This window comes from Acidimicrobiales bacterium (assembly GCA_035512495.1).
Lineage (GTDB): Bacteria > Actinomycetota > Acidimicrobiia > Acidimicrobiales > CADCSY01 > DATKDW01.
In genome coordinates, this window is sequence record DATKDW010000070.1 from 12,486 (window position 1) to 30,613 (window position 18,128).

The 18,128-nt window shown below is 71.8% G+C and carries 17 protein-coding genes and 1 pseudogene; 15 read left to right on the top strand and 3 right to left on the bottom strand.

Going from position 1 to position 18,128, the window contains the following annotated elements:
- Nucleotides 1–104: 104 nt before the first annotated feature.
- Nucleotides 105–1,883 (bottom strand): hypothetical protein, encoded by a 1,779-nt coding sequence (locus VMN58_10230; GenBank protein HUF33570.1) that lies wholly within the window; start codon nucleotides 1,881–1,883, stop codon nucleotides 105–107.
- A 234-nt stretch (nucleotides 1,884–2,117) separates the two neighbouring features.
- Between VMN58_10230 and VMN58_10235 the strand changes: the two genes are divergently transcribed.
- The 15 genes and pseudogenes from VMN58_10235 to VMN58_10305 all read left to right on the top strand — a co-directional run bounded on the left by VMN58_10235 (nucleotide 2,118) and on the right by VMN58_10305 (nucleotide 15,818).
- A complete protein-coding gene (locus tag VMN58_10235) occupies nucleotides 2,118–2,669 on the top strand; it encodes a LemA family protein (GenBank protein HUF33571.1) in 552 nt (183 codons plus the stop codon).
- A gap of 65 nt (nucleotides 2,670–2,734) precedes the next feature.
- Nucleotides 2,735–3,598: a M48 family metallopeptidase gene (locus tag VMN58_10240; GenBank protein ID HUF33572.1), complete on the top strand. Its 864-nt coding sequence runs from the start codon at nucleotides 2,735–2,737 to the stop codon at nucleotides 3,596–3,598.
- A gap of 4 nt (nucleotides 3,599–3,602) precedes the next feature.
- Nucleotides 3,603–4,682 carry a DUF3048 domain-containing protein gene (locus VMN58_10245; protein HUF33573.1) on the top strand — a complete coding sequence of 360 codons (1,080 nt, stop codon included), beginning with the start codon at nucleotides 3,603–3,605 and terminating at the stop codon, nucleotides 4,680–4,682.
- A 9-nt stretch (nucleotides 4,683–4,691) separates the two neighbouring features.
- Nucleotides 4,692–5,591, top strand: coding sequence for a pyridoxal 5'-phosphate synthase lyase subunit PdxS (gene pdxS, locus VMN58_10250; GenBank protein ID HUF33574.1), 900 nt, complete (start codon nucleotides 4,692–4,694; stop codon nucleotides 5,589–5,591).
- A gap of 20 nt (nucleotides 5,592–5,611) precedes the next feature.
- On the top strand, nucleotides 5,612–6,229 hold the full coding sequence (pdxT, locus tag VMN58_10255; GenBank protein HUF33575.1) for a pyridoxal 5'-phosphate synthase glutaminase subunit PdxT: 618 nt from the start codon (nucleotides 5,612–5,614) through the stop codon (nucleotides 6,227–6,229).
- 3 nt (nucleotides 6,230–6,232) lie between these two features.
- Nucleotides 6,233–6,982 carry a YebC/PmpR family DNA-binding transcriptional regulator gene (locus VMN58_10260; protein HUF33576.1) on the top strand — a complete coding sequence of 250 codons (750 nt, stop codon included), beginning with the start codon at nucleotides 6,233–6,235 and terminating at the stop codon, nucleotides 6,980–6,982.
- A 78-nt stretch (nucleotides 6,983–7,060) separates the two neighbouring features.
- A complete protein-coding gene (locus VMN58_10265; protein ID HUF33577.1) occupies nucleotides 7,061–7,513 on the top strand; it encodes a peroxiredoxin in 453 nt (150 codons plus the stop codon).
- Nucleotides 7,514–7,591: 78 nt separating this feature from the next.
- Nucleotides 7,592–8,107 carry a crossover junction endodeoxyribonuclease RuvC gene (ruvC, locus tag VMN58_10270; protein HUF33578.1) on the top strand — a complete coding sequence of 172 codons (516 nt, stop codon included), beginning with the start codon at nucleotides 7,592–7,594 and terminating at the stop codon, nucleotides 8,105–8,107.
- Nucleotides 8,104–8,724, top strand: coding sequence for a Holliday junction branch migration protein RuvA (gene ruvA / locus VMN58_10275; GenBank protein ID HUF33579.1), 621 nt, complete (start codon nucleotides 8,104–8,106; stop codon nucleotides 8,722–8,724). Before ruvC ends, ruvA begins: the two co-directional genes overlap by 4 nt.
- Before the next feature lies 1 nt (nucleotide 8,725).
- The gene (gene ruvB, locus VMN58_10280) at nucleotides 8,726–9,814 is read left to right on the top strand and encodes a Holliday junction branch migration DNA helicase RuvB (GenBank protein HUF33580.1); all 1,089 of its coding nucleotides are present in this window, start codon (nucleotides 8,726–8,728) and stop codon (nucleotides 9,812–9,814) included.
- A gap of 183 nt (nucleotides 9,815–9,997) precedes the next feature.
- A complete protein-coding gene (yajC, locus tag VMN58_10285) occupies nucleotides 9,998–10,282 on the top strand; it encodes a preprotein translocase subunit YajC (protein HUF33581.1) in 285 nt (94 codons plus the stop codon).
- Entirely contained in the window at nucleotides 10,279–11,859 is a 1,581-nt protein-coding gene (secD, locus tag VMN58_10290) for a protein translocase subunit SecD (GenBank protein ID HUF33582.1), read from the top strand. The genes yajC and secD overlap by 4 nt, the downstream gene beginning before the upstream one ends.
- Nucleotides 11,859–13,016, top strand: coding sequence for a protein translocase subunit SecF (gene secF, locus VMN58_10295; protein HUF33583.1), 1,158 nt, complete (start codon nucleotides 11,859–11,861; stop codon nucleotides 13,014–13,016). Before secD ends, secF begins: the two co-directional genes overlap by 1 nt.
- 58 nt (nucleotides 13,017–13,074) lie before the next feature.
- Nucleotides 13,075–13,614, top strand: coding sequence for an adenine phosphoribosyltransferase (locus VMN58_10300; protein ID HUF33584.1), 540 nt, complete (start codon nucleotides 13,075–13,077; stop codon nucleotides 13,612–13,614).
- Between the two features lie 2 nt (nucleotides 13,615–13,616).
- Nucleotides 13,617–15,818 (top strand): annotated as a pseudogene (locus VMN58_10305) (bifunctional (p)ppGpp synthetase/guanosine-3',5'-bis(diphosphate) 3'-pyrophosphohydrolase).
- Nucleotides 15,819–15,853: 35 nt separating this feature from the next.
- Here the strand turns inward: VMN58_10305 and VMN58_10310 are convergent.
- Together VMN58_10310 and VMN58_10315 are read right to left on the bottom strand one after the other, a co-directional pair.
- Nucleotides 15,854–17,140, bottom strand: coding sequence for an acyl-CoA dehydrogenase family protein (locus VMN58_10310; GenBank protein HUF33585.1), 1,287 nt, complete (start codon nucleotides 17,138–17,140; stop codon nucleotides 15,854–15,856).
- A gap of 60 nt (nucleotides 17,141–17,200) precedes the next feature.
- Nucleotides 17,201–18,049: a hypothetical protein gene (locus VMN58_10315; protein ID HUF33586.1), complete on the bottom strand. Its 849-nt coding sequence runs from the start codon at nucleotides 18,047–18,049 to the stop codon at nucleotides 17,201–17,203.
- Nucleotides 18,050–18,128: the final 79 nt, after the last annotated feature.

Sequence of the window (18,128 nt, forward strand, 5' to 3'; positions counted from 1 at the left end):
GGGTTCGGCGCAGGGGATCGGCGGCGCACGCGAGAGGAGGGCCCCGCCGAGGCGGGGCCCTCCTCGCTCACCATCCGGAGCACCACTGCGGTGGTGCGGCGTGATCAGCGGGTCGCGCTGGCACTCCGGACGAGGCGACGGATGCCCAGGGCGGCGCCGGCGAAGGCGGCGGCGAGCAGGGCAGGGAGGACGGTGTCAGCACCGGTGCGAGGGAGCTGGGTCGCCGGGCTGTCGCTGGTCGTCGAGCCGTCGCCGGGGGCATGGGCCACGAACTGGCCGGTGCTGCTGAGGCTGACCACCGACACGGTGGTGGGCCCGGCGAGGGCGGACACCTCACCGAGGACGACCTCGAGCTCTTCCATCACCGGCGCCAGTGCGGGGACCGTCCCGCCCAGCTCAGTGATGACGTCGCCGACGGCGTCGTCGGTGCCGAGGATCGCAGCGCTGAGCACGGCAGGCGGGGTGATGGTGGCAACCAGCGCCGACAGGGTGCTGACGGCGTTGACCACGTCGCCGTCGGCGCCCACCGACTCGGTGATCGCCAGCAGGTCGACGTCGACGACGTTGCCCAGGGCCGGGTCGATGATGGCGAGCACGTCGCTCACCGCCGCGGTCACCAGGTCGGCGGCGCCGCTGATGCTCGCCAGGGTGTCGCTCAGGTCGAGATCGGCGACACCGGGTACGGCCAGTGCGCCGACCCGCACGTCGCCGATGCTGGCGGTGACCTTCGCCACCGAGTCGTCGACGGTGCCGGCGGCGCTGGCGACCAGCCCGGCCTGCACGTCGGTGATGGTGAGGAGGGCGGTGCCGTCGAGCACGAGGAGGGTCCCGCGGAGCAGGTTGCGGAGCTCGCTGCGGATCGTGTCGACGAGGGTCTGCACGGTGGCGGTGGCGGAGTCCACCAGCGCCTGGCAGCTGAGGTCTCCGATCGCGGCGCTGTTGAGGAGGTCCTCGGTGCCAGGCAGCGAGTCGACGGCATCGCCGATCCCGTCGAGCAGCTCGACGCCGCCGAGGTCCTCGCCGTCGGGCAGGGACCCGCTGACGTCGCCGAGCGTGCCGTCGAGGATGGCGTCGATCTGGGCGCAGACCTCGGTGGTGATCGGAGTGGTCAGCTCGAGGCCGCTGTCGAGGATCGCATCGACGCTCCCGTCGAGGGCGTCGGCGAGGGCCTCCACGGCGGCGCCGTCGAGGCCGGACCCGATCGGCAGCGTCACGCCCAGCTGGTCGAGGAGCCGCACGAGGGTGTTGAGGTCGAGCGACGACAGGGAGATGCCGATGCCCTCGAGCAGGGCACTGAGGTCGAGCACCGTGGCGGAGGGGACGTCGACGCCCTGCGAGGCGCCCGATGCGTCGGGTGCCGAGTCGGCAGCCAGGGTGAGGGATCCGGCGGGGAGGTGCACGAGGCCGCCGGCCACGCCCACATCGCTCAGGGCGGCGTCGAGCAGCGAGCGGGCGCCCGCCTGGTCGACCACCGACGAGAGCGCTGTGGTGCCGGAGCCGCTGACGGCGGGGTTCGACGGCACGCCGGCGAAGGGGTCGGCGGACCTGCTGTCCTGCGCACCGGTGCTCCGGGTGCCGACGGACGGGGCCGCCAGGTTGAGCGCCTCGACCGAGGAGGTGACATCCAGGGGGTGCAGGATGCCCTCGGCGAAGGCGTCGCCGGCGGCAGGGTCGATGGACGCGGTGGCGTCGTGGCCAACGAGGCGGACCGAGAGGATCGATCCCCCCTCGCCGATCTCGACGCCGAGCAGCGTGGCGGTGGCGGCGCCGGTGCCCACGCCGTGGTCGGCGGCGTCGCTGGCGGCCGCGAGGCCCGCTGACAGCGGGCCTGCGGCGAGGAGTGCGGCGGCGGCCGCTGCTCCGAGGATGTGCTTGGTGCGCATGGCTGGTGGCTCCCGGTGGTGTGGGGGTGAGTCGTGGTGGGTGCTGCAGGTCTGGTGCGATGTCGTTGTGCGGCGTTGTGTGCACTTTGCGGCACGTGAGCCCGCCGAACCATGGCCCGACCGTGCCATTTGCGACGGTTGAGCGGACTAGTCCTTTGCGGGTGCCGGGTCGGTGCGGCGGCGGCCGGTACCATCGGCCCGTCCTCCTGGTCCCCTGAACACCGAGGTGCGTTCGTGACCGCCGTCTGGATCCTGCTCGCCGTCGTCGTCCTGCTCGGGCTCTACGTGGTCCTCCTCTACAACGGCCTGATACGCCTCCGGAACCGCATCGAGGGCGCGTGGGCGCAGATCGACGTGCAGCTGCGCCGTCGCTACGACCTCATCCCGAACCTCGTGGAGACCGTGAAGGCCTATGCCACCCACGAGAAGGAGACGCTCGACGCGGTGATCCGGGCGCGCAACGCCGGCATGAGCGCCGAGGGCGTGGCCGATCAGGCCAAGGCCGAGACGATGATCACCTCGGCGCTCAAGTCGCTCTTCGCCCTCTCGGAGGCCTACCCCGACCTCAAGGCCAACCAGGGCTTCCTCCAGCTCCAGGAGGAGCTGAGCGGCACCGAGGGGCGGATCGCCTACGCGCGGCAGTTCTACAACGATGCCGTCCTGGCCTACAACACCAAGATCCAGTCGTTCCCGGCGGTGATCCTGGCCAACGCCATGGGCTTCGCGGCGCGCGAGTACTTCGAGGCCGACGACACCTCCCGGGGCACCGTCCAGGTCGAGTTCTAGGCCGCGCTCTGTACGACCAGATCTCGTCCAACAAGCGCCGTTCGGCACTGCTGCTCGCCGGCTTCGTGCTCCTCGTGGTGGGGGTCGCGTGGGCCGTCGACGTCACGCTCGGCAGCGGTGCTGGCGTCGTCGGCCTCGTGATCGGCCTGGTCGTCGCCGGCGTGGCGTCGGGGACCGCCTACTGGAAGAGCGACGCCATCGCCCTGCGGATGAGCCGGGCCCAACCGGCCGACCCGGTCGCCCACGCAAGGCTGCACAACCTCGTCGAGGGGCTCTGCATCGCCGGGGGCCTGCCGAAGCCGCGGGTCTACGTCGTCGACGACCCGGCCCCGAACGCCTTCGCCACCGGCCGCAACCCCCAGCACGCGGCAATCGCGGTCACCACCGGCCTGCTCGAGAAGCTCAACCGGGTCGAGCTCGAGGGGGTGCTGGCCCACGAGCTGAGCCACATCAAGAACTACGACATCCTCGTCTCCACCCTGGCGGTCACGCTCGTCGGGGTGGTCACCCTCATGGCCGACTTCGCCATCCGGGCGCTGTGGTGGGGCGGCGGCACCCGCGGCCGCGGCGGCCGGCAGGGTGGCGGTGGCGGTCCGGCTGCCCTCCTGGCGCTCCTCGGCTTCGTGCTGCTCCTGCTGGCCCCGCTGCTCGGCCGGATCATGCACGCGGCGGTGAGCCGTCGCCGTGAGTCGCTGGCCGACGTCTCCGCTGCCTCGCTCACCCGGTACCCTCCCGGTCTGATCTCCGCCCTGGAGAAGCTGCGAGACGACCAGACGGTCGTGCGCAGCGCCTCGAGGGCGACCGCCCACCTCTGGATCGAAGAGCCGCTGGCCCGCCACGCGTCTCAGCGCCGGGCAAACCGCCTCGACCGCCTGTTCAACACCCACCCCCCACTCGAGGAGCGCATCGCGGCGCTCCGGGAGCTCTGAACCCATGCCTGACCCCTCCACCCCCATCTACCGCCGCCCGCCGGTCATCGTCGGTGCCGTCGTCGCCCTCCTGGCCCTCCTCGGCATCGCCGTGTTCGCCACCCGTGGGGGTGACGATGTCGTGGTGGTGCCGACCACCACGACCCGGCCGACCACCACCACGACCACCACGGCGCCGCCCACCGCACCGCTCACCGGCCTGCCGGTGTCGGACGAGTCGGTCCTCGACCGGCCGGCCATGGTCGTCAAGGTCGACAACAGCACCAAGGCCCGAGGCCGCCAGGCCGGCCTGGCCGACGCCGACGTGGTGTACGTCGAGAAGGTGGAGGCGGGTGCCACCCGCCTCGCGGCGGTGTTCCACTCCACCGACTCCCAACGGGTCGGACCGGTCCGCTCGGCCCGCACCAGCGACATCGAGATCCTGGCCAACCTCAACCGGCCGCTCTTCTCCTTCTCCGGCGCCAACAGCGGCGTGCTCCGCATGGTGCGGGGCGCCGACATCGTCGATGTCGGCTACGACGCCCGATCCGGGTCCTACATGACCCAGGGCAGCGGTGTGCTCCGGTTCTTCATCAGCACCGAGACGCTCTACGGCTTCGCCCCCGACGACGCCGGACCCCCCAACGCGCTCTTCACCCACCGGCAGGAGGGTGAGGACGCCACGGCCGGCGAGCTGGCCCGTGGTGTGCGCATCGCCTACGGCGGCCATGTGGGGACCACCGTCAGCTACGAGGGGTCGGCCACCGGGTGGATCCGGAGCCAGGACGGCAGCGTCCACCTCGACGCCGACGACGACCCGCTCGACCCCGAGAACGTCATCGTGCAGTTCACCCAGTACCGAGCCTCCGGGTTCCGCGACGTCACCGGCGCCTCCTCGCCAGAGGCGGTCCTGGTGGGCGAGGGCGACGCGTGGATCCTCTCCGGAGGCCGCCTGGTGCAGGGTCGCTGGTCGCGGCCCGACGCCGCCTCGCCCACCTCGTACACCGATGCCACCGGCCAGCCCGTGGCGCTGACGCCGGGCCGGACCTGGATCGAGCTGGCCCCGCCCGGATCAGCCACCGTGGTCGCGCCGGACTCCCTTTAGACTTAGGGCATGGCCTCGAAGCAGGACCCCCGTCCCCTCACTGGCACCACCACCGTCAAGCGCGGCCTGGCCGAGATGCTCAAGGGGGGCGTCATCATGGACGTCGTCGACCCCGAGCAGGCCAAGGTGGCCGAGGACGCCGGTGCCGTGGCGGTCATGGCCCTCGAGCGGGTGCCGTCCGACATCCGCCGCGACGGTGGCGTGGCCCGCATGAGCGACCCGGCCATGATCGAGGGGATCAAGGCCGCCGTCACCATCCCCGTCATGGCCAAGGCCCGCATCGGTCACTTCGCCGAGGCCCAGGTGCTCCAGTCCCTCGGGGTCGACTTCATCGACGAGTCCGAGGTGCTCACCCCCGCTGACGAAGCCCACCACATCGACAAGTGGGCCTTCACCGTCCCCTTCGTCTGCGGCGCGACCAACCTGGGTGAGGCCCTCCGCCGGATCTCGGAAGGTGCGGCCCTGATCCGCTCCAAGGGCGAGGCCGGCACCGGCAACATCGTCGAGGCGGTGCGCCACCTGCGCGCGATCCGCGGCGACATCGCCAAGATCACCACCGCCGACTCGGCCGAGGTCTACGAGTGGGCCAAGCGCCTCCAGGCCCCCGTCGAGCTGGTCAAGGAGGTCGCCGCGGCCGGCGAGCTGCCCGTGCCGATGTTCTGTGCAGGGGGCATCGCCACCCCGGCCGACGCCTCGCTCGTCATGCAGCTCGGCGCCCAGGCCGTCTTCGTGGGATCGGGCATCTTCAAGAGCAGCGACCCCGCCCGAATGGGCCGTGCCGTGGTCGAGGCGACCACGCACTTCGCCGACGCCGAGCTGGTCGCCAAGGTCAGCCGCGGCCTCGGCGACGCCATGCCCGGCCTCGAGATCGGCTCGCTCGACCAGACCTTCGCCCAGCGGGGCTGGTAGCCCCGTGGGACGGCCCCCAGGTGGGACGCCGGGTGGGCGTCCTGGCGCTGCAGGGCGCGGCCGCGCGCCACGTCGGCGCCCTCAACCAGCTCGGGGCTGAGGCGGCGCTGGTCCGCACGGCCGCCGACCTCGAGGCGGTCGAGGCCATCGTGATCCCCGGAGGTGAGTCGACGACGATGTCGATGCTGCTCGACAGCTCAGGGCTGCGTGCGCCGCTGGCCGCCCGCTTGGCCGAAGGCATGCCGGCGTTCGGCACCTGTGCGGGGATGATCGTGCTGGCCTCTGAGGTGCTCGACGGCCGGCCCGACCAGCGCAGCTTCGGCGCCATCGACCTGATGGTGCGCCGCAACGCCTTCGGGCGCCAGCGGGACTCCTTCGAGGCCGACCTCGACGTGAGGGGCCTCGACGACCCGTTCCACGCCGTGTTCATCCGGGCGCCGGTGGTGGAGCGCGTCGGCGAGGGCGTGGAGGTGCTGGCCGAGGTCGAGGCCGGCCCGGTCCTCTGTCGGGCGGGCGCGATCATGGTGGCGTCGTTCCACCCCGAGCTCGGAGGTGACGCCCGGCTCCACGACCTGTTCCTGCGATCGATCGACGAGACTGAGGACGCGGGCAAAAGTGCCCGGGAGAGGGAGGGCTAGCCGATGTCGGGTCACTCCAAGTGGGCCACGATCAAGCACCAGAAAGGTGCCAAGGACGCCAAGCGGGGGAAGCTGTTCGCCAAGCTGATCCGTCAGGTGGAGGTGGCGGCGCGTGAGGGCGGCGGCGACCTCGACTCGAACGCCACGCTGCGCACCATGTTCCAGAAGGCCCGCGACGCGTCGGTCCCGATCGACACCATCGAGCGGGCCGTCAAGCGAGGCACCGGCGAGCTCGAGGGCGTGCGCTACGAGCCGGTCTCCTACGAGGGGTACGCCCCCGCCGGGGTGGCCGTCTACGTGGAGGTGCTCACCGACAACCGCAACCGCACCGGCGCCGACATCCGCTCGCTGTTCAACAAGCTCGGCGGCTCCCTCGCCGAGCCCGGGGCGGTGGCGTGGCAGTTCGAGCGCAAGGGCGTGGTGATCCTCCCGAAGGCGATCGAGGAGGACGACCTGATGATGGTGGTGCTCGAGGCCGGCGCCGAGGACCTCGCCGACGACGGTGACACGTGGCGCGTCACCTGCGAGCCGAGCAGCCTCACCCAGGTTCGCGAGGCGCTGGAGGCCGCCGAGATCGCCTTCGACTCCGCCGACGTCACCATGTTGCCCACCACCACGGTGCCGCTGGAGACGACCGAGGACGCCAAGAAGGTGCTGCGGGTCATCGACGCCCTCGACGACCACGACGACGTCCAGGGCGTCTATGCCAACTTCGACATCCCCGACCAGATCCTGCAAACGGTGGGGGCCTGAGGCCGGCGGTAGCCTCCGGCTCGTGCCCAGCCTCCCCGACCTCGCCGCCGCACCGACCCCCGAGTTCGAGGTGACCCGGTGAGCGTCGCCGTGGGCGACCGGGCGCCGCACTTCTCGCTGGCGTCGACCGGCGGCAAGGTCTGCACCCTCGACGGGTTCCGGGGTGGGCCGGTGGTGCTGGTCTTCTACCCGGGCGCCAACACGCCGGTCTGCACCACCCAGCTCCGGTCCTACAGCGAGGACATCGACGACTTCACCGACCTCGGCGCCGCCGTGCTCGCCATCAGCCCCCAGGGCATCGACAGCCAGGAGGCGTTCGCCGACAAGCACGGCTTCGCCTTCCCCCTGCTCGCCGACGCCGACAAGTCGGTGGGGGAGGCCTACGGCGTGCTCGGCCCGCTCGGGTTCTACCGGCGCTCGATCTTCGTGGTCGACGGCGACGGGGTCATCCGCTACGCCCATCGGGCCATCGCCGGCCTCACCTTCCGCAAGACCGACGAGCTTGTGGCGGCGGTGCGCGACGCCTCGTAGCCCTCGTCGGCGTCGCGAGACCGGGCCCGCCCGCAGGGATCCCCCGCCTGCGGGGTGGACCCCAGTAGGGTCGAACCCGTGTTCGTACTGGGGATCGACCCGGGGCTCACCCGCTGCGGCTACGGCGCCGTCGCCCGGGAGCCCGCTGCGCTGGTCGCCGTGTCGGCCGGTGTCCTCACCACGCCCCGGGAGGCACCGCTGCCCGAGCGGCTGGCCGAGCTCCAAGCGGGCCTGCGGGACCTCATCGCCGAGCTGCGACCAGCGGTGGTGGCCGTCGAGCGTGTCTTCTTCCAGGTCAACGTGCGCACCGCCATGTCGGTCGGCCAAGCCAGCGGCCTCGCCCTCGCCGAGGCCAGCAGCGCCGGTTGCCAGGTCGTCCAGTACACCCCCAACGAGGTGAAGCTGGCGGTGTGCGGCTGGGGTGCCGCGCCCAAGGAGCAGGTGCAGCGGATGGTCCAGGCCCAGCTCGGCCTGGCCGCGCTCCCCGAGCCCGCCGACGCCGCCGACGCCCTCGCCCTCGCCCTGTGCCACCACGCGGTGGCGCCGCTGGCAGCGCGGGTGGCCGGCGCCGTCGACCAGGAGGTCGCCCGATGATCGGTTCGCTGCGGGGCACGCTCCTCGAGCGCGCCGCCACTGGCGAGGTGCTGGTCGAGGTGGCGGGGGTGGGCTACCGGGCGCTGGTGTCGCCGGCGGCGGTCGCGGCGGTGGGTGAGCCCGGGGCCGAGGTCTTCCTCCACACCCACCTCCACGTGCGAGAAGACGCCCTCACCCTCTACGGCTTCCCGTCGCGCGACGAGCGGGCCTGCTTCGAGGCGCTCATCGGTGCTCACGGGGTGGGGCCGGCACTGGCCCTCGCCATCTTGTCGGTGCACCGGCCCGACGCCCTCCGCTGGGCGGTGGCCGACGACGACGTCGACGCACTGTGCCTGGTGCCCGGCGTGGGCAAGAAGACGGCGGCGCGGCTGCTCATCGAGCTCAAGGCCCGCCTCGACCTCCCCGACGGCGACCTGGCCACGATGGTGGGTGCCGTCGCCGGCGCCGCGGACGACCCGCCGGCCGTCGCGCCGGCACGCGCCGAGGTGCGGGCCGCGCTGGCGTCGCTCGGCTACGGCCCCGACGAGATCCGCGACGCCGTGCGCGACCTCCCTGCCGACGGCGACGTGGCGCTCCTGCTCAAGTCGGCCCTCACGACGCTCTCGACGGTGCGCTGAGGTGCGGGAAGAGCTGCTGACCGGGGCCGCCGTGCCCGACGACGAGCCCGACGAGGTCGGCCTCCGGCCGAGGAGCCTCGAGGAGTTCGTGGGCCAGGCCGAGCTCAAGGACCACCTCACCATCGTCCTCGGCGCGGCGCGGGGGCGCGGGCAGGCGGCCGACCACATCCTCCTCGCCGGGCCGCCCGGGCTGGGCAAGACGACCCTGGCGGGCATCGTCGCCACCGAGATGGGCGTGGGGATGCGGATCACGTCGGGACCGGCGCTGAACCGGCCGGGCGACCTCGCCGCCATCCTCACCAACCTCGACGAGGGGGAGGTGCTCTTCATCGACGAGATCCACCGCTTGCCCCGCACGGTGGAGGAGGTCCTCTACCCGGCGATGGAGGACTTCCAGCTCGACATCGTCATCGGGCAGGGCCCCTCGGCGCGCTCGATCCGCCTCGACCTCCCCCGGTTCACCCTGGTGGGGGCCACCACCCGCACGGGGCTCATCACCGGCCCGCTCCGCGACCGCTTCGGCCTGGTCGAGCGGCTCGAGCACTACCCACCGAGCGACCTCGAGGCCATCGTCGCCCGGGCGGCAGCCATCCTCGGCGTCGAGCTCCATGCCGATGGAGCGGTCGAGATCTCCCGGCGCGCCCGCGGCACCCCCCGGATCGCCAACCGCCTCCTCCGCCGGGTCCGCGACTACGCCGAGGTCCGGGGCGACGGCACGGTCACCCACGCCGCCGCCGTCGCCGGCCTGGCGCTGTTCGGGGTCGACCAGCTGGGCCTCGACAAGGTCGACCGGTCGCTGCTGAGCGCCCTGTGCGCCCGCTTCGCCGGCGGACCCGTCGGGCTGTCGACCCTGGCCATCAGCGTGAGCGAGCCGACCGAGACCGTCGAGGACGTCTACGAGCCGTTCCTCATCCAGCAGGGACTGCTGATGCGCACCCCGCGCGGACGCGTCGCCACCCCCGCGGCGTGGGCCCACATGGGGCTGGATGCGCCGCCGGTAGCACCGGTGTCGTCGGTCCCTGGTCTCTTCGACGCGGACCCCGCAGACCCCGACGGCACGGGTGGCGGGGGCCTGGACGCCGAGCGCTAGGGGCGCGGCAGGGTCGGGGCGTCGACGAGGTCGAAGATGCCGTCGCCGGCCGCAGCGCGTCCCGCCCCCCTCCGCGCCCAGGCCAGCGCGGCGGGTGTCGCGGTGCCGGGCCGGCGTGGGCGTCCGGTAGTGTCGGGCGCTGGCCTGGGCCCGGAACGACCGGTGCGTGCCACCCCCTCCCTCATGGACCTGATCATCCTTCCGCTCCTGTTCCTCATCATGTACCTCCTGCTGATCCGACCCCAGCAGCAGCGGGTGAAGCGCCAGCGACAGCTGGTTGCCGAGCTCCAGGTCGGCGACGAGGTCGTCACCGCCGGCGGGATCGTCGGCACCATCCGGGTGCTCGACGAGGCTGAGCTCCGTCTCGAGGTGGGCTCCGGGGTCGAGGTGCGCGTGCTGCGCGGCGCCGTGAGCCGCAAGCTCGGGCCCGGCGCCGCCGAGGGAGGCATGCCGGGACCCGACGCGTGAGGAGTCGTCGCCCGCTCTACGTCTCGATGATCGGGATCGTCGTGCTCGCCTTCGGGTCTCTCGCCGCCACCGTCGCCGCCAACTACTCCCCGGCGCTCGGCCTCGACCTGCAGGGTGGCGCCTCGGTGGTGCTCCAGCCCACCGAGCCGACGCCGGACGAGAACCTCGAGCAGGCCATCTCCATCATTCGCAGCCGCGTCGACGGCCTCGGCGTGGCCGAGCCGGAGATCGCCCGCCAGGGTGACTCGATCATCGTGTCGCTGCCCGGCGTGGCTGACCGCCAGCGGGCCCTTGATGTCGTGGGCCAGACCGCCGAGCTGCGCTTCCGCCCGGTCCTGCGGTCCGGCATCCCCCCCGAGGGAGAGGATCTCGGGGACCTCGAGGACGAGGGCCTCGAGGACGGCGCGGACGACACCACCACGACCACAGCGCTGGCCGAGGACCCCGATGCAGCCGTGGACGACGACCCCGATGCGGTCGAGGAGGACGACCCCGAGGTGCCTGTCACCACCGTGCCGGAGGCTCCGGCCGATCTGGAGACCACCGATCCCGACGACGACGAGCCCGACGCCGTGGTGCTCCTCCCCGGCCTCGATGGCCAGCGCTACCTGCTCGGGCCCACCCGCCTGCGGGGCGACGCCGTCTCGACGGCCCAGGCCCGGGTCGACGAGTTCGGCACCTGGACGGTCAACCTGGAGATGACCGGCGAGGGCATCGGTGCCTTCAACGCGCTGGCGGCCGAGTGCTTCGCCACCTCCCAGGAATGCCCGCCGATCGGGATCGACGCCACGAGCGCGCGCGGCGCGGTGGCCATCGTGCTCGACGGCGTCGTCCAGTCGGCACCGACCATCAACGCCCCCCAGTTCGCCCGCGACCGCATCCAGATCTCCGGGAGCTTCAGCGACCGGGAGGCCCGTGACCTCGCCCTGGTGCTGCGCTTCGGTGCCCTGCCGGTCGAGCTCGAGCCTCAGACCGTCCAGACGATCTCGGCCAGCCTGGGCCGCGACTCCCTGCGGGCCGGCCTCATCGCCGGTGGCATCGGCCTCGCGCTGGTGGCGCTGTACATGGTCGCCTACTACCGCCTGCTGGGGCTGGTGGCGATCGCCTCGTTGGCCGTGTCGGCATCGCTGCTCTTCGCGGTCATCTCCTATCTGGGGGAGACCACCGGGCTGGCCCTCACCCTGGCCGGCATCACCGGCATCATCGTGTCGATCGGCGTGGCGGTCGACTCCAACGTCGTCTACTACGAGCGCCTCAAGGAGAGCGTCATGGCCGGGGGCACCATGCGCTCGGCCACCGACCGCGGGTTCAAGCGGGCGTTCAGCACCATCTTGCGCGCCGATGCCGCCTCGCTCATCGGCGCCGCCCTCCTCTACTACTTCACCGTGGGGCCGGTCCGGGGCTTCGCCTTCTACCTCGGCCTCGCCACCGTCATCGACGTCGTGACCAGCTGGTTCTTCATGCGCCCGGCGGTCATCCTCCTCGGCCGCAGCCCCAGGTTCGGCCGGCCGGCCATGCTCGGCGTGCCCGAGCACACCGCCGGCCTGGCCACGGCCGGTGCCCCGGGAGGTTCGTGATGGGTGTCATCTCCACGCTGTACCGCGGCGAGCAGCGCGTCGACTTCTACGGTCGCCGGCGCGTCGGATTGGTCATCTCCGTCGCCCTCCTGGTCGTCGGTGGCATCTCCGTCGCCGTCCAGGGCCTCGACTTCAGCATCGAGTTCCGCGGTGGTGCCGTCTGGGAGGTGCCGGCCAACGACGTCGGCATCGCCGAGGTCCGCAGCGGGCTCACCCCCCTCGGCCTCGAGGACGCCACCATCCAGCGGGTCAGTCCCGCCTTCGGGGGCGAGGGGGTGGAGACGATCCGCGTGACCGCAGGGGTCGAGGCCACCGAGCGGACCGCCGAGATCACCGACGAGCTGGCCGCGCTCACCGGTGCAGATGTCGACGACATCAGCATCAACGAGGTGGGCCCCACCTGGGGCGAGGAGATCAGCCGTTCGGCGCTGCGCGCCCTGGTGTTCTTCTTCCTCGCCATCGCGGCCTACATCTCGCTTCGCTTCGAGTGGAAGATGGCTGTCGCCGCCCTCGCCGCCGTGGCCCACGACATCCTGGTCACGATCGGGATCTACTCGCTGTTCAGCTTCGACATCTCCCCGGCCACGGCGATCGCCTTCCTGACCATCCTCGGCTACTCGCTGTACGACACCATCGTGGTGTTCGACAAGGTCGGCGAGAACGTGGCCGTCCCGCCGCCGGGCCAGCGCGCCCTCACCTACGCCGAGGGTGTCAACAACGCCCTCAACGAGGTGCTCATGCGCTCGGTGAACACCACGGTGACCTCGTTGATGCCGATCACCTCCTTGATCGTGATCGGCTCGCTCCTCGGCGCCGCCACGCTCCAGGACTTCGCCCTCGTCCTGCTCATCGGCCTCGCCGTCGGCGCCTACTCCTCGCTCTTCGTGGCCGCCCCCGTGCTGGTGTGGCTCAAGGAGCGCGAGCCCCGCAACCAGGCGCTGCGCGAGCGGGCCGAGAGCCGCACCGGCGCCGTGGCGCCCACCGGTGGCCGCAACCCCGGCCCTGCTGCGCCCGCCGGTCGAGACGACGGTGGCGACGAGGTCGAGGTGCCGTTCGGATCCGACCGGACGCAGTCCGCCGGACCGGCGCGGACCACCCCGCCCGCCGCCCGCGGACCGATCGAGCCGCGGGGCCGCAAGAAGGGCCGGCGCCGCTAGTGGGGCGAGCCCGGTCGCTCGACCCGGTGACGGGTCGACCACCTTGTACCGTGAGGTCGTGGCGACGAGCGAGCTGAGGGCCGAGTGGCTGACCAGCCACGTGCGCGACATCGCTGACTTCCCGCGCCCCGGCATCGCCTTCAAGGACATCACGCCGCTGCTCGCCGACGCCGACGCCTTCCGCTTCGCCGTCGACGCCCTCGCCGATGCCTTCTCCGGTGAGGTGGTCGACCGGGTCCTCGGGATCGAGGCACGGGGCTTCATCCTGGCCGCCCCCGTGGCCTACCGCTTCGGGGCCGGCTTCACGCCGGTCCGCAAGGCAGGCAAGCTGCCCTCCGCGGTCGAGTCGGCCGCCTACGGGCTCGAGTACGGCGCCGACACCCTCGAGATCCACACCGACGCCGTCGCCGCGGGCGAGCGGGTGCTGATCATCGACGACGTGCTCGCCACCGGCGGGACGGCGGCGGCCACCGCCGACCTCGTCGAGCGCCTCGGCGGCGTGGTGGTCGGCCTCGCCTTCGTCCTCGAGCTCGCCGCCCTCGGGGGGCGGGCCAAGCTCCCGGGCCGGGAGGTCGTGACCCTGGCCTCGTACGCCTAGCCATGGCGACCGTCGACCGCGTCCTGCCGTGGCGTCGCAACGCCCTGCCGGCCGAGGAGATCGCCCCGCTCCTCGTCACCTACCGCGCCCGCCACCCCAAGGCCCCGACCGCCCTGATCAGCCGGGCCTACGCCGAGGCCGCCAACGCACATGCCGGGCAGGTCCGCAACTCGGGCGAGCCCTACATCGAGCACCCCCTGGCGGTGGCGATGATCGTCGCCGACCTCGGCCTCGACGACGTCACGATCGCCGCCGCCCTCCTTCACGACGCGGTGGAGGACACGGCACTCGCCCTCGAGGAGATCGTCTCGTCGTTCGGCCCCGAGGTCGCCGCCATCGTCGACGGTGTCACCAAGCTCGACCGGGTGCGCTTCGACACCAAGGAGGCTCAGCAGGCCGCCTCCATGCGCAAGATGTTGGTGGCCATGGCCAAGGACCTGCGGGTCCTGATCATCAAGCTCTCGGACCGGCTGCACAACATGCGCACGATCGCCGCCATGCCGACCTGGAAGCAGGAGCGTACGGCCACCGAGACCCTCGAGATCTACGCACCGCTGGCGCACCGCCTCGGGATGGAGGACCTCAAGCAACAGCTCGAAGACCTCGGCTTCGCCTCGCTGCACCCCAAGCGCTACGCCGAGATCGAGCAGATGGTCTCGACCCGCAGCCCCGAGCGCGAGCTCTACCTGAGCTTGGTCCTCGACCAGGTGCGCGAGCGCCTCGTCGAGCTGCACATCACCGGTGAGGTCACGGGCCGGCCCAAGCACCTGTGGTCCATCTACGAGAAGATGGTCGTGAAGGGCAAGGAGTTCGACGACATCTTCGACCTGGTGGGCATCCGGGTCGTCGTCGAGCGGGTGGAGGACTGCTACGCCGCCCTCGGCTCGATCCACGCAACCTGGAAGCCGGTGCAGGGGCGAATCAAGGACTACATCGCCATGCCCAAGTTCAACCTGTACCAGAGCCTCCACACCACGGTGGTCGGGCCCCAGGGCAAGCCGCTCGAGGTCCAGATCCGCACCCGCGAGATGCACCACCGGGCCGAGATGGGCGTGGCGGCCCACTGGGCCTACAAGGACGAGCTCACCGCCACCGACATCGCCTGGTTGAGCCACCTGGTCGACTGGCAGTCGGAGACCACCGACCCCGCCGAGTTCATGGAGACCCTGAAGGTCGACCTCGAGCACGACGAGGTCTTCATCTTCACCCCGAAGGGCCGGGTGATCACCCTTCCCGACGGCTCCACGCCGATCGACTTCGCCTACGCGGTGCACACCGAGGTCGGCCACGCCTGCATCGGCGCACGGGTCAACGGCCGCCTCCAGCCGCTCGACTCGAAGCTCCAGTCGGGCGACACCGTCGAGATCTTCACCGCCAAGGTCGAGGGCGGGCCCTCGCGCGACTGGCTCCAGATCGTTGCCAGCCCCCGCGCCCGCAACAAGATCCGCCAGTGGTTCTCACGTGAGCGGCGCGAGGACGCCATGGAGACCGGGCGCGAGGAGCTGGTCAAGGCCATCCGTCGCGAGGGGCTCCCGGTCCAGAAGGTGGCGAGTGGGCCGGCCATGGTCGAGCTGGCCGCCAAGCTCAACTACCAGGACCTCGACACGCTCCACATCGCGATCGGCGAGAACCACCTGTCGGCGAAGTCGGTGGCCCAGCGGCTCGCCCGCGAGCTGCGGGGCGGGGAGGGCGAGGAGCAGCTGCCCGTCACCGCCCGGGCGCCCCGCCGTCGCAAGCCCACCGGCGGGGTGCACGTGGAGGGCCTCGACGACGTGATGGTGCGGCTGTCCCGCTGCTGCACGCCCGTGCCCGGCGACGAGATCTTGGGCTTCGTCACCCGCGGGCGGGGGGTCTCGGTCCACCGGGCCGACTGCGCCAACGCCGTCTCGCTCGCCGAGGGCCAGGGCGCCCGCCTCATCGAGGTGGAGTGGGATCAGGACCGGGGGCGTGACACCTTCGTGGTCTCTGTCGAGGTGAAGGCCCTCGACCGCGCCAAGCTGCTCAGCGACGTCTCGGCCACCCTGGCCGAGCACCACGTCAACATCCTGGCGTGCACCACCCAGACCGGGACCGATCGGATCTCGCGCATGCGCTTCGACTTCGAGCTGGCCGACCCCGGTCACCTCGACTCGCTCGTCACCACCATCCGCCGCATCGACTCCGTCTACGACGCATACCGGGTCCTGCCGGGCGCCACCCACGACTGAGGAGACGCCCTCGGACGCAGGGGCGGACCGGCTCAGCGGCCGCTGGCGGTGAGGTACTTGGCCATGCCCTCGGCGTAGCGCTTGAGGTCCTCGTCCTCGGCCAAGAGGCCCTCGTACTTCTTCCAGGCCGCCTCCTTCTTGGCCGGCAGGTACTCGGTCGGCCAGAGGCCGTCGTGCGGGCGGTAGCCCTTGAGGATGTTGCGGGCCACGGTGACCTTGTGCACCTCGTCGACGCCGTCCATCACGCTCATGGTGGGCGCGCCGGCCCACATGGCCTGGAGCGGGGTCAGGTCGGTCACGCCGAGGGAGCCGAAGATGTGGATGGCGCGGTACGACACCTCGCGGAGCACGGTGGCGGCGGTGAACTTGCACGCCGCGATCTGGGTGCGAGCCTCCTGGGTGCTCGAGTTGTCGATGGTCCAGGCCGTCCAGAGCACGAGCAGGCGCAGCTGCTGGATCTGGGCGTAGGAGTCGGCCACAGCCTCCTGGACCATCTGGTGCTCGGCGATCACGTGACCGTGCGACTCGCGGCTCAGCGCCCGCTCGCACATCATGTCGAAGGCGAGCGTGCACTGGGCGATGGCCCGCATGGCGTGGTGGATGCGACCACCGCCGAGGCGCCGCTGGGCCAGCACCTTGGCGCCGTCCTCCGGGCCGAGCAGGTGGTCGAGGGGGACGCGGACGTCGTTGTAGCGGATGTGGGAGTGGGCCCGCGGACCGCCCTCGACGAACTCCACGCCTGGGGTGTCTGTCGGCACGACGAACATGCCGTTGGTGGTCATCACGACGAGGATGTCGGCGTAGCGCCCGGCGCTGGTGAACCACTTCTCGCCGTTGATGACCCACTCCTCGCCGTCGCGCATGGCGGTGGTCTTGAACAGGGTGGGGTCGGAGCCACCCTGCGGCTCGGTCATCGAGTAGGCGGAGAAGATCTCCTGGTTCATGAGCGGCACGAGCCACCGCTCCTTCTGCTCCTCGGTGCCGTAGGCGGCGAGGAGCTCCATGTTCCCGGTGTCGGGCGCCGCTGTGCCGAAGAACTGGGGGGCGGCCGGGTAGCGGCCGAGGATCTCGTTGACCAGTGCCAGCTTGAGCTGGCCGAAGCCAGGCCCGCCGAGCTCCTGGTCGAGGAACAGCGCCCAGAGGCCCTGGTCCTTCACCTGCTGCTGCATCTCCCGGACCATGGCCAGCACCTTGGGGTCCTTGGTGCGAAGCGCGTAGGGGAAGACGATCGAGAACGGCTCGATCTCCTCGCGGCAGAACCGCTCGATCCAGTCCAGCTTCTCCTGGAACTCGGGCTCAGTAGAGAAATCCCACGCCATCGTCGATCTCCTGTGTTGATGCGGACGTCATCGTTCTAGTCGAGCGCCCGGCGGGGCTGCTCAGGGGGCGGGGACCAGGGCGACCTGGAAGTCGACCGGTGCGCCCTCCCCGGGCATGACCACGACACCGGCGGCGCCGTCCATCCCCGAGAGCATGAAGGTCCAGGTCCCGTCGTCGGCCCGCGCGCCGGGCGTGCAGGCGGCATCGTCGTGGGCCGGGGCGTCGTCGAACGAGGCGGCTTCGCCCTCCTCCCAACCCGGATCGGTCACCTGGCACGCCAGGAGGTCGATCTCGCCGGCTGGGCTGGGCTCCCGGGTCCCCTCGGGGTCCTCGGCGAGGGTCAATGCGCCGGTGCCGTCGAAGCGGAGGTAGGTGAGCTTGTCGTGCTGGCCGAGGCGGTTGCCGACCGGGAGGGCGCCCTCGGGCACGCCGGCCGACGCCAGGGGGGTTCCCGCCTGGCGGCTGGTCCAGAGGGTCGTGGTGACCACGAGGGGGTCGTCGTCCTCGTCGCCGCTGTCGTACACGGGGGCGGGGCCGAGCCCGCCATCACCAGGTTGGGGGTCCGAGGGGGCAGGAGTGGGAGCCGGTGACGGCGAACGGTTGGGTGTGGGGGAGAACGCGGGGGAGCGAGTGAAGGCCGAGCCGAGCGCGGGCGACGGGGGAGTCGGTGCCGTGGGCCCGGCGCCGTCGTCGGTCTCGTCGCGGTCGGTGTCCCCGTCGGACCCCGCGCCCGGCTGGGTCGTGGGCGGGCTGGCGAGGAGGTCGGTGGTGACCTCGTCGCCGCCCCCCGAGATGGGGCCGAGCACCAGGGCGGTCACGGCGATGGCTGCGACGGTGAGCACCACCGGCCGGTACCGGCCGGCGCCGCGGAGCACGTCGGCGAGGCTGAGGTCGGCGATATGTCCCATGAGTGGCAAGTATGCCAGACCGTGTGCCAATCTTGACCCGCGGGTCAGGGCGCGGGGTCCCTGGCGGCAGACAGATGCA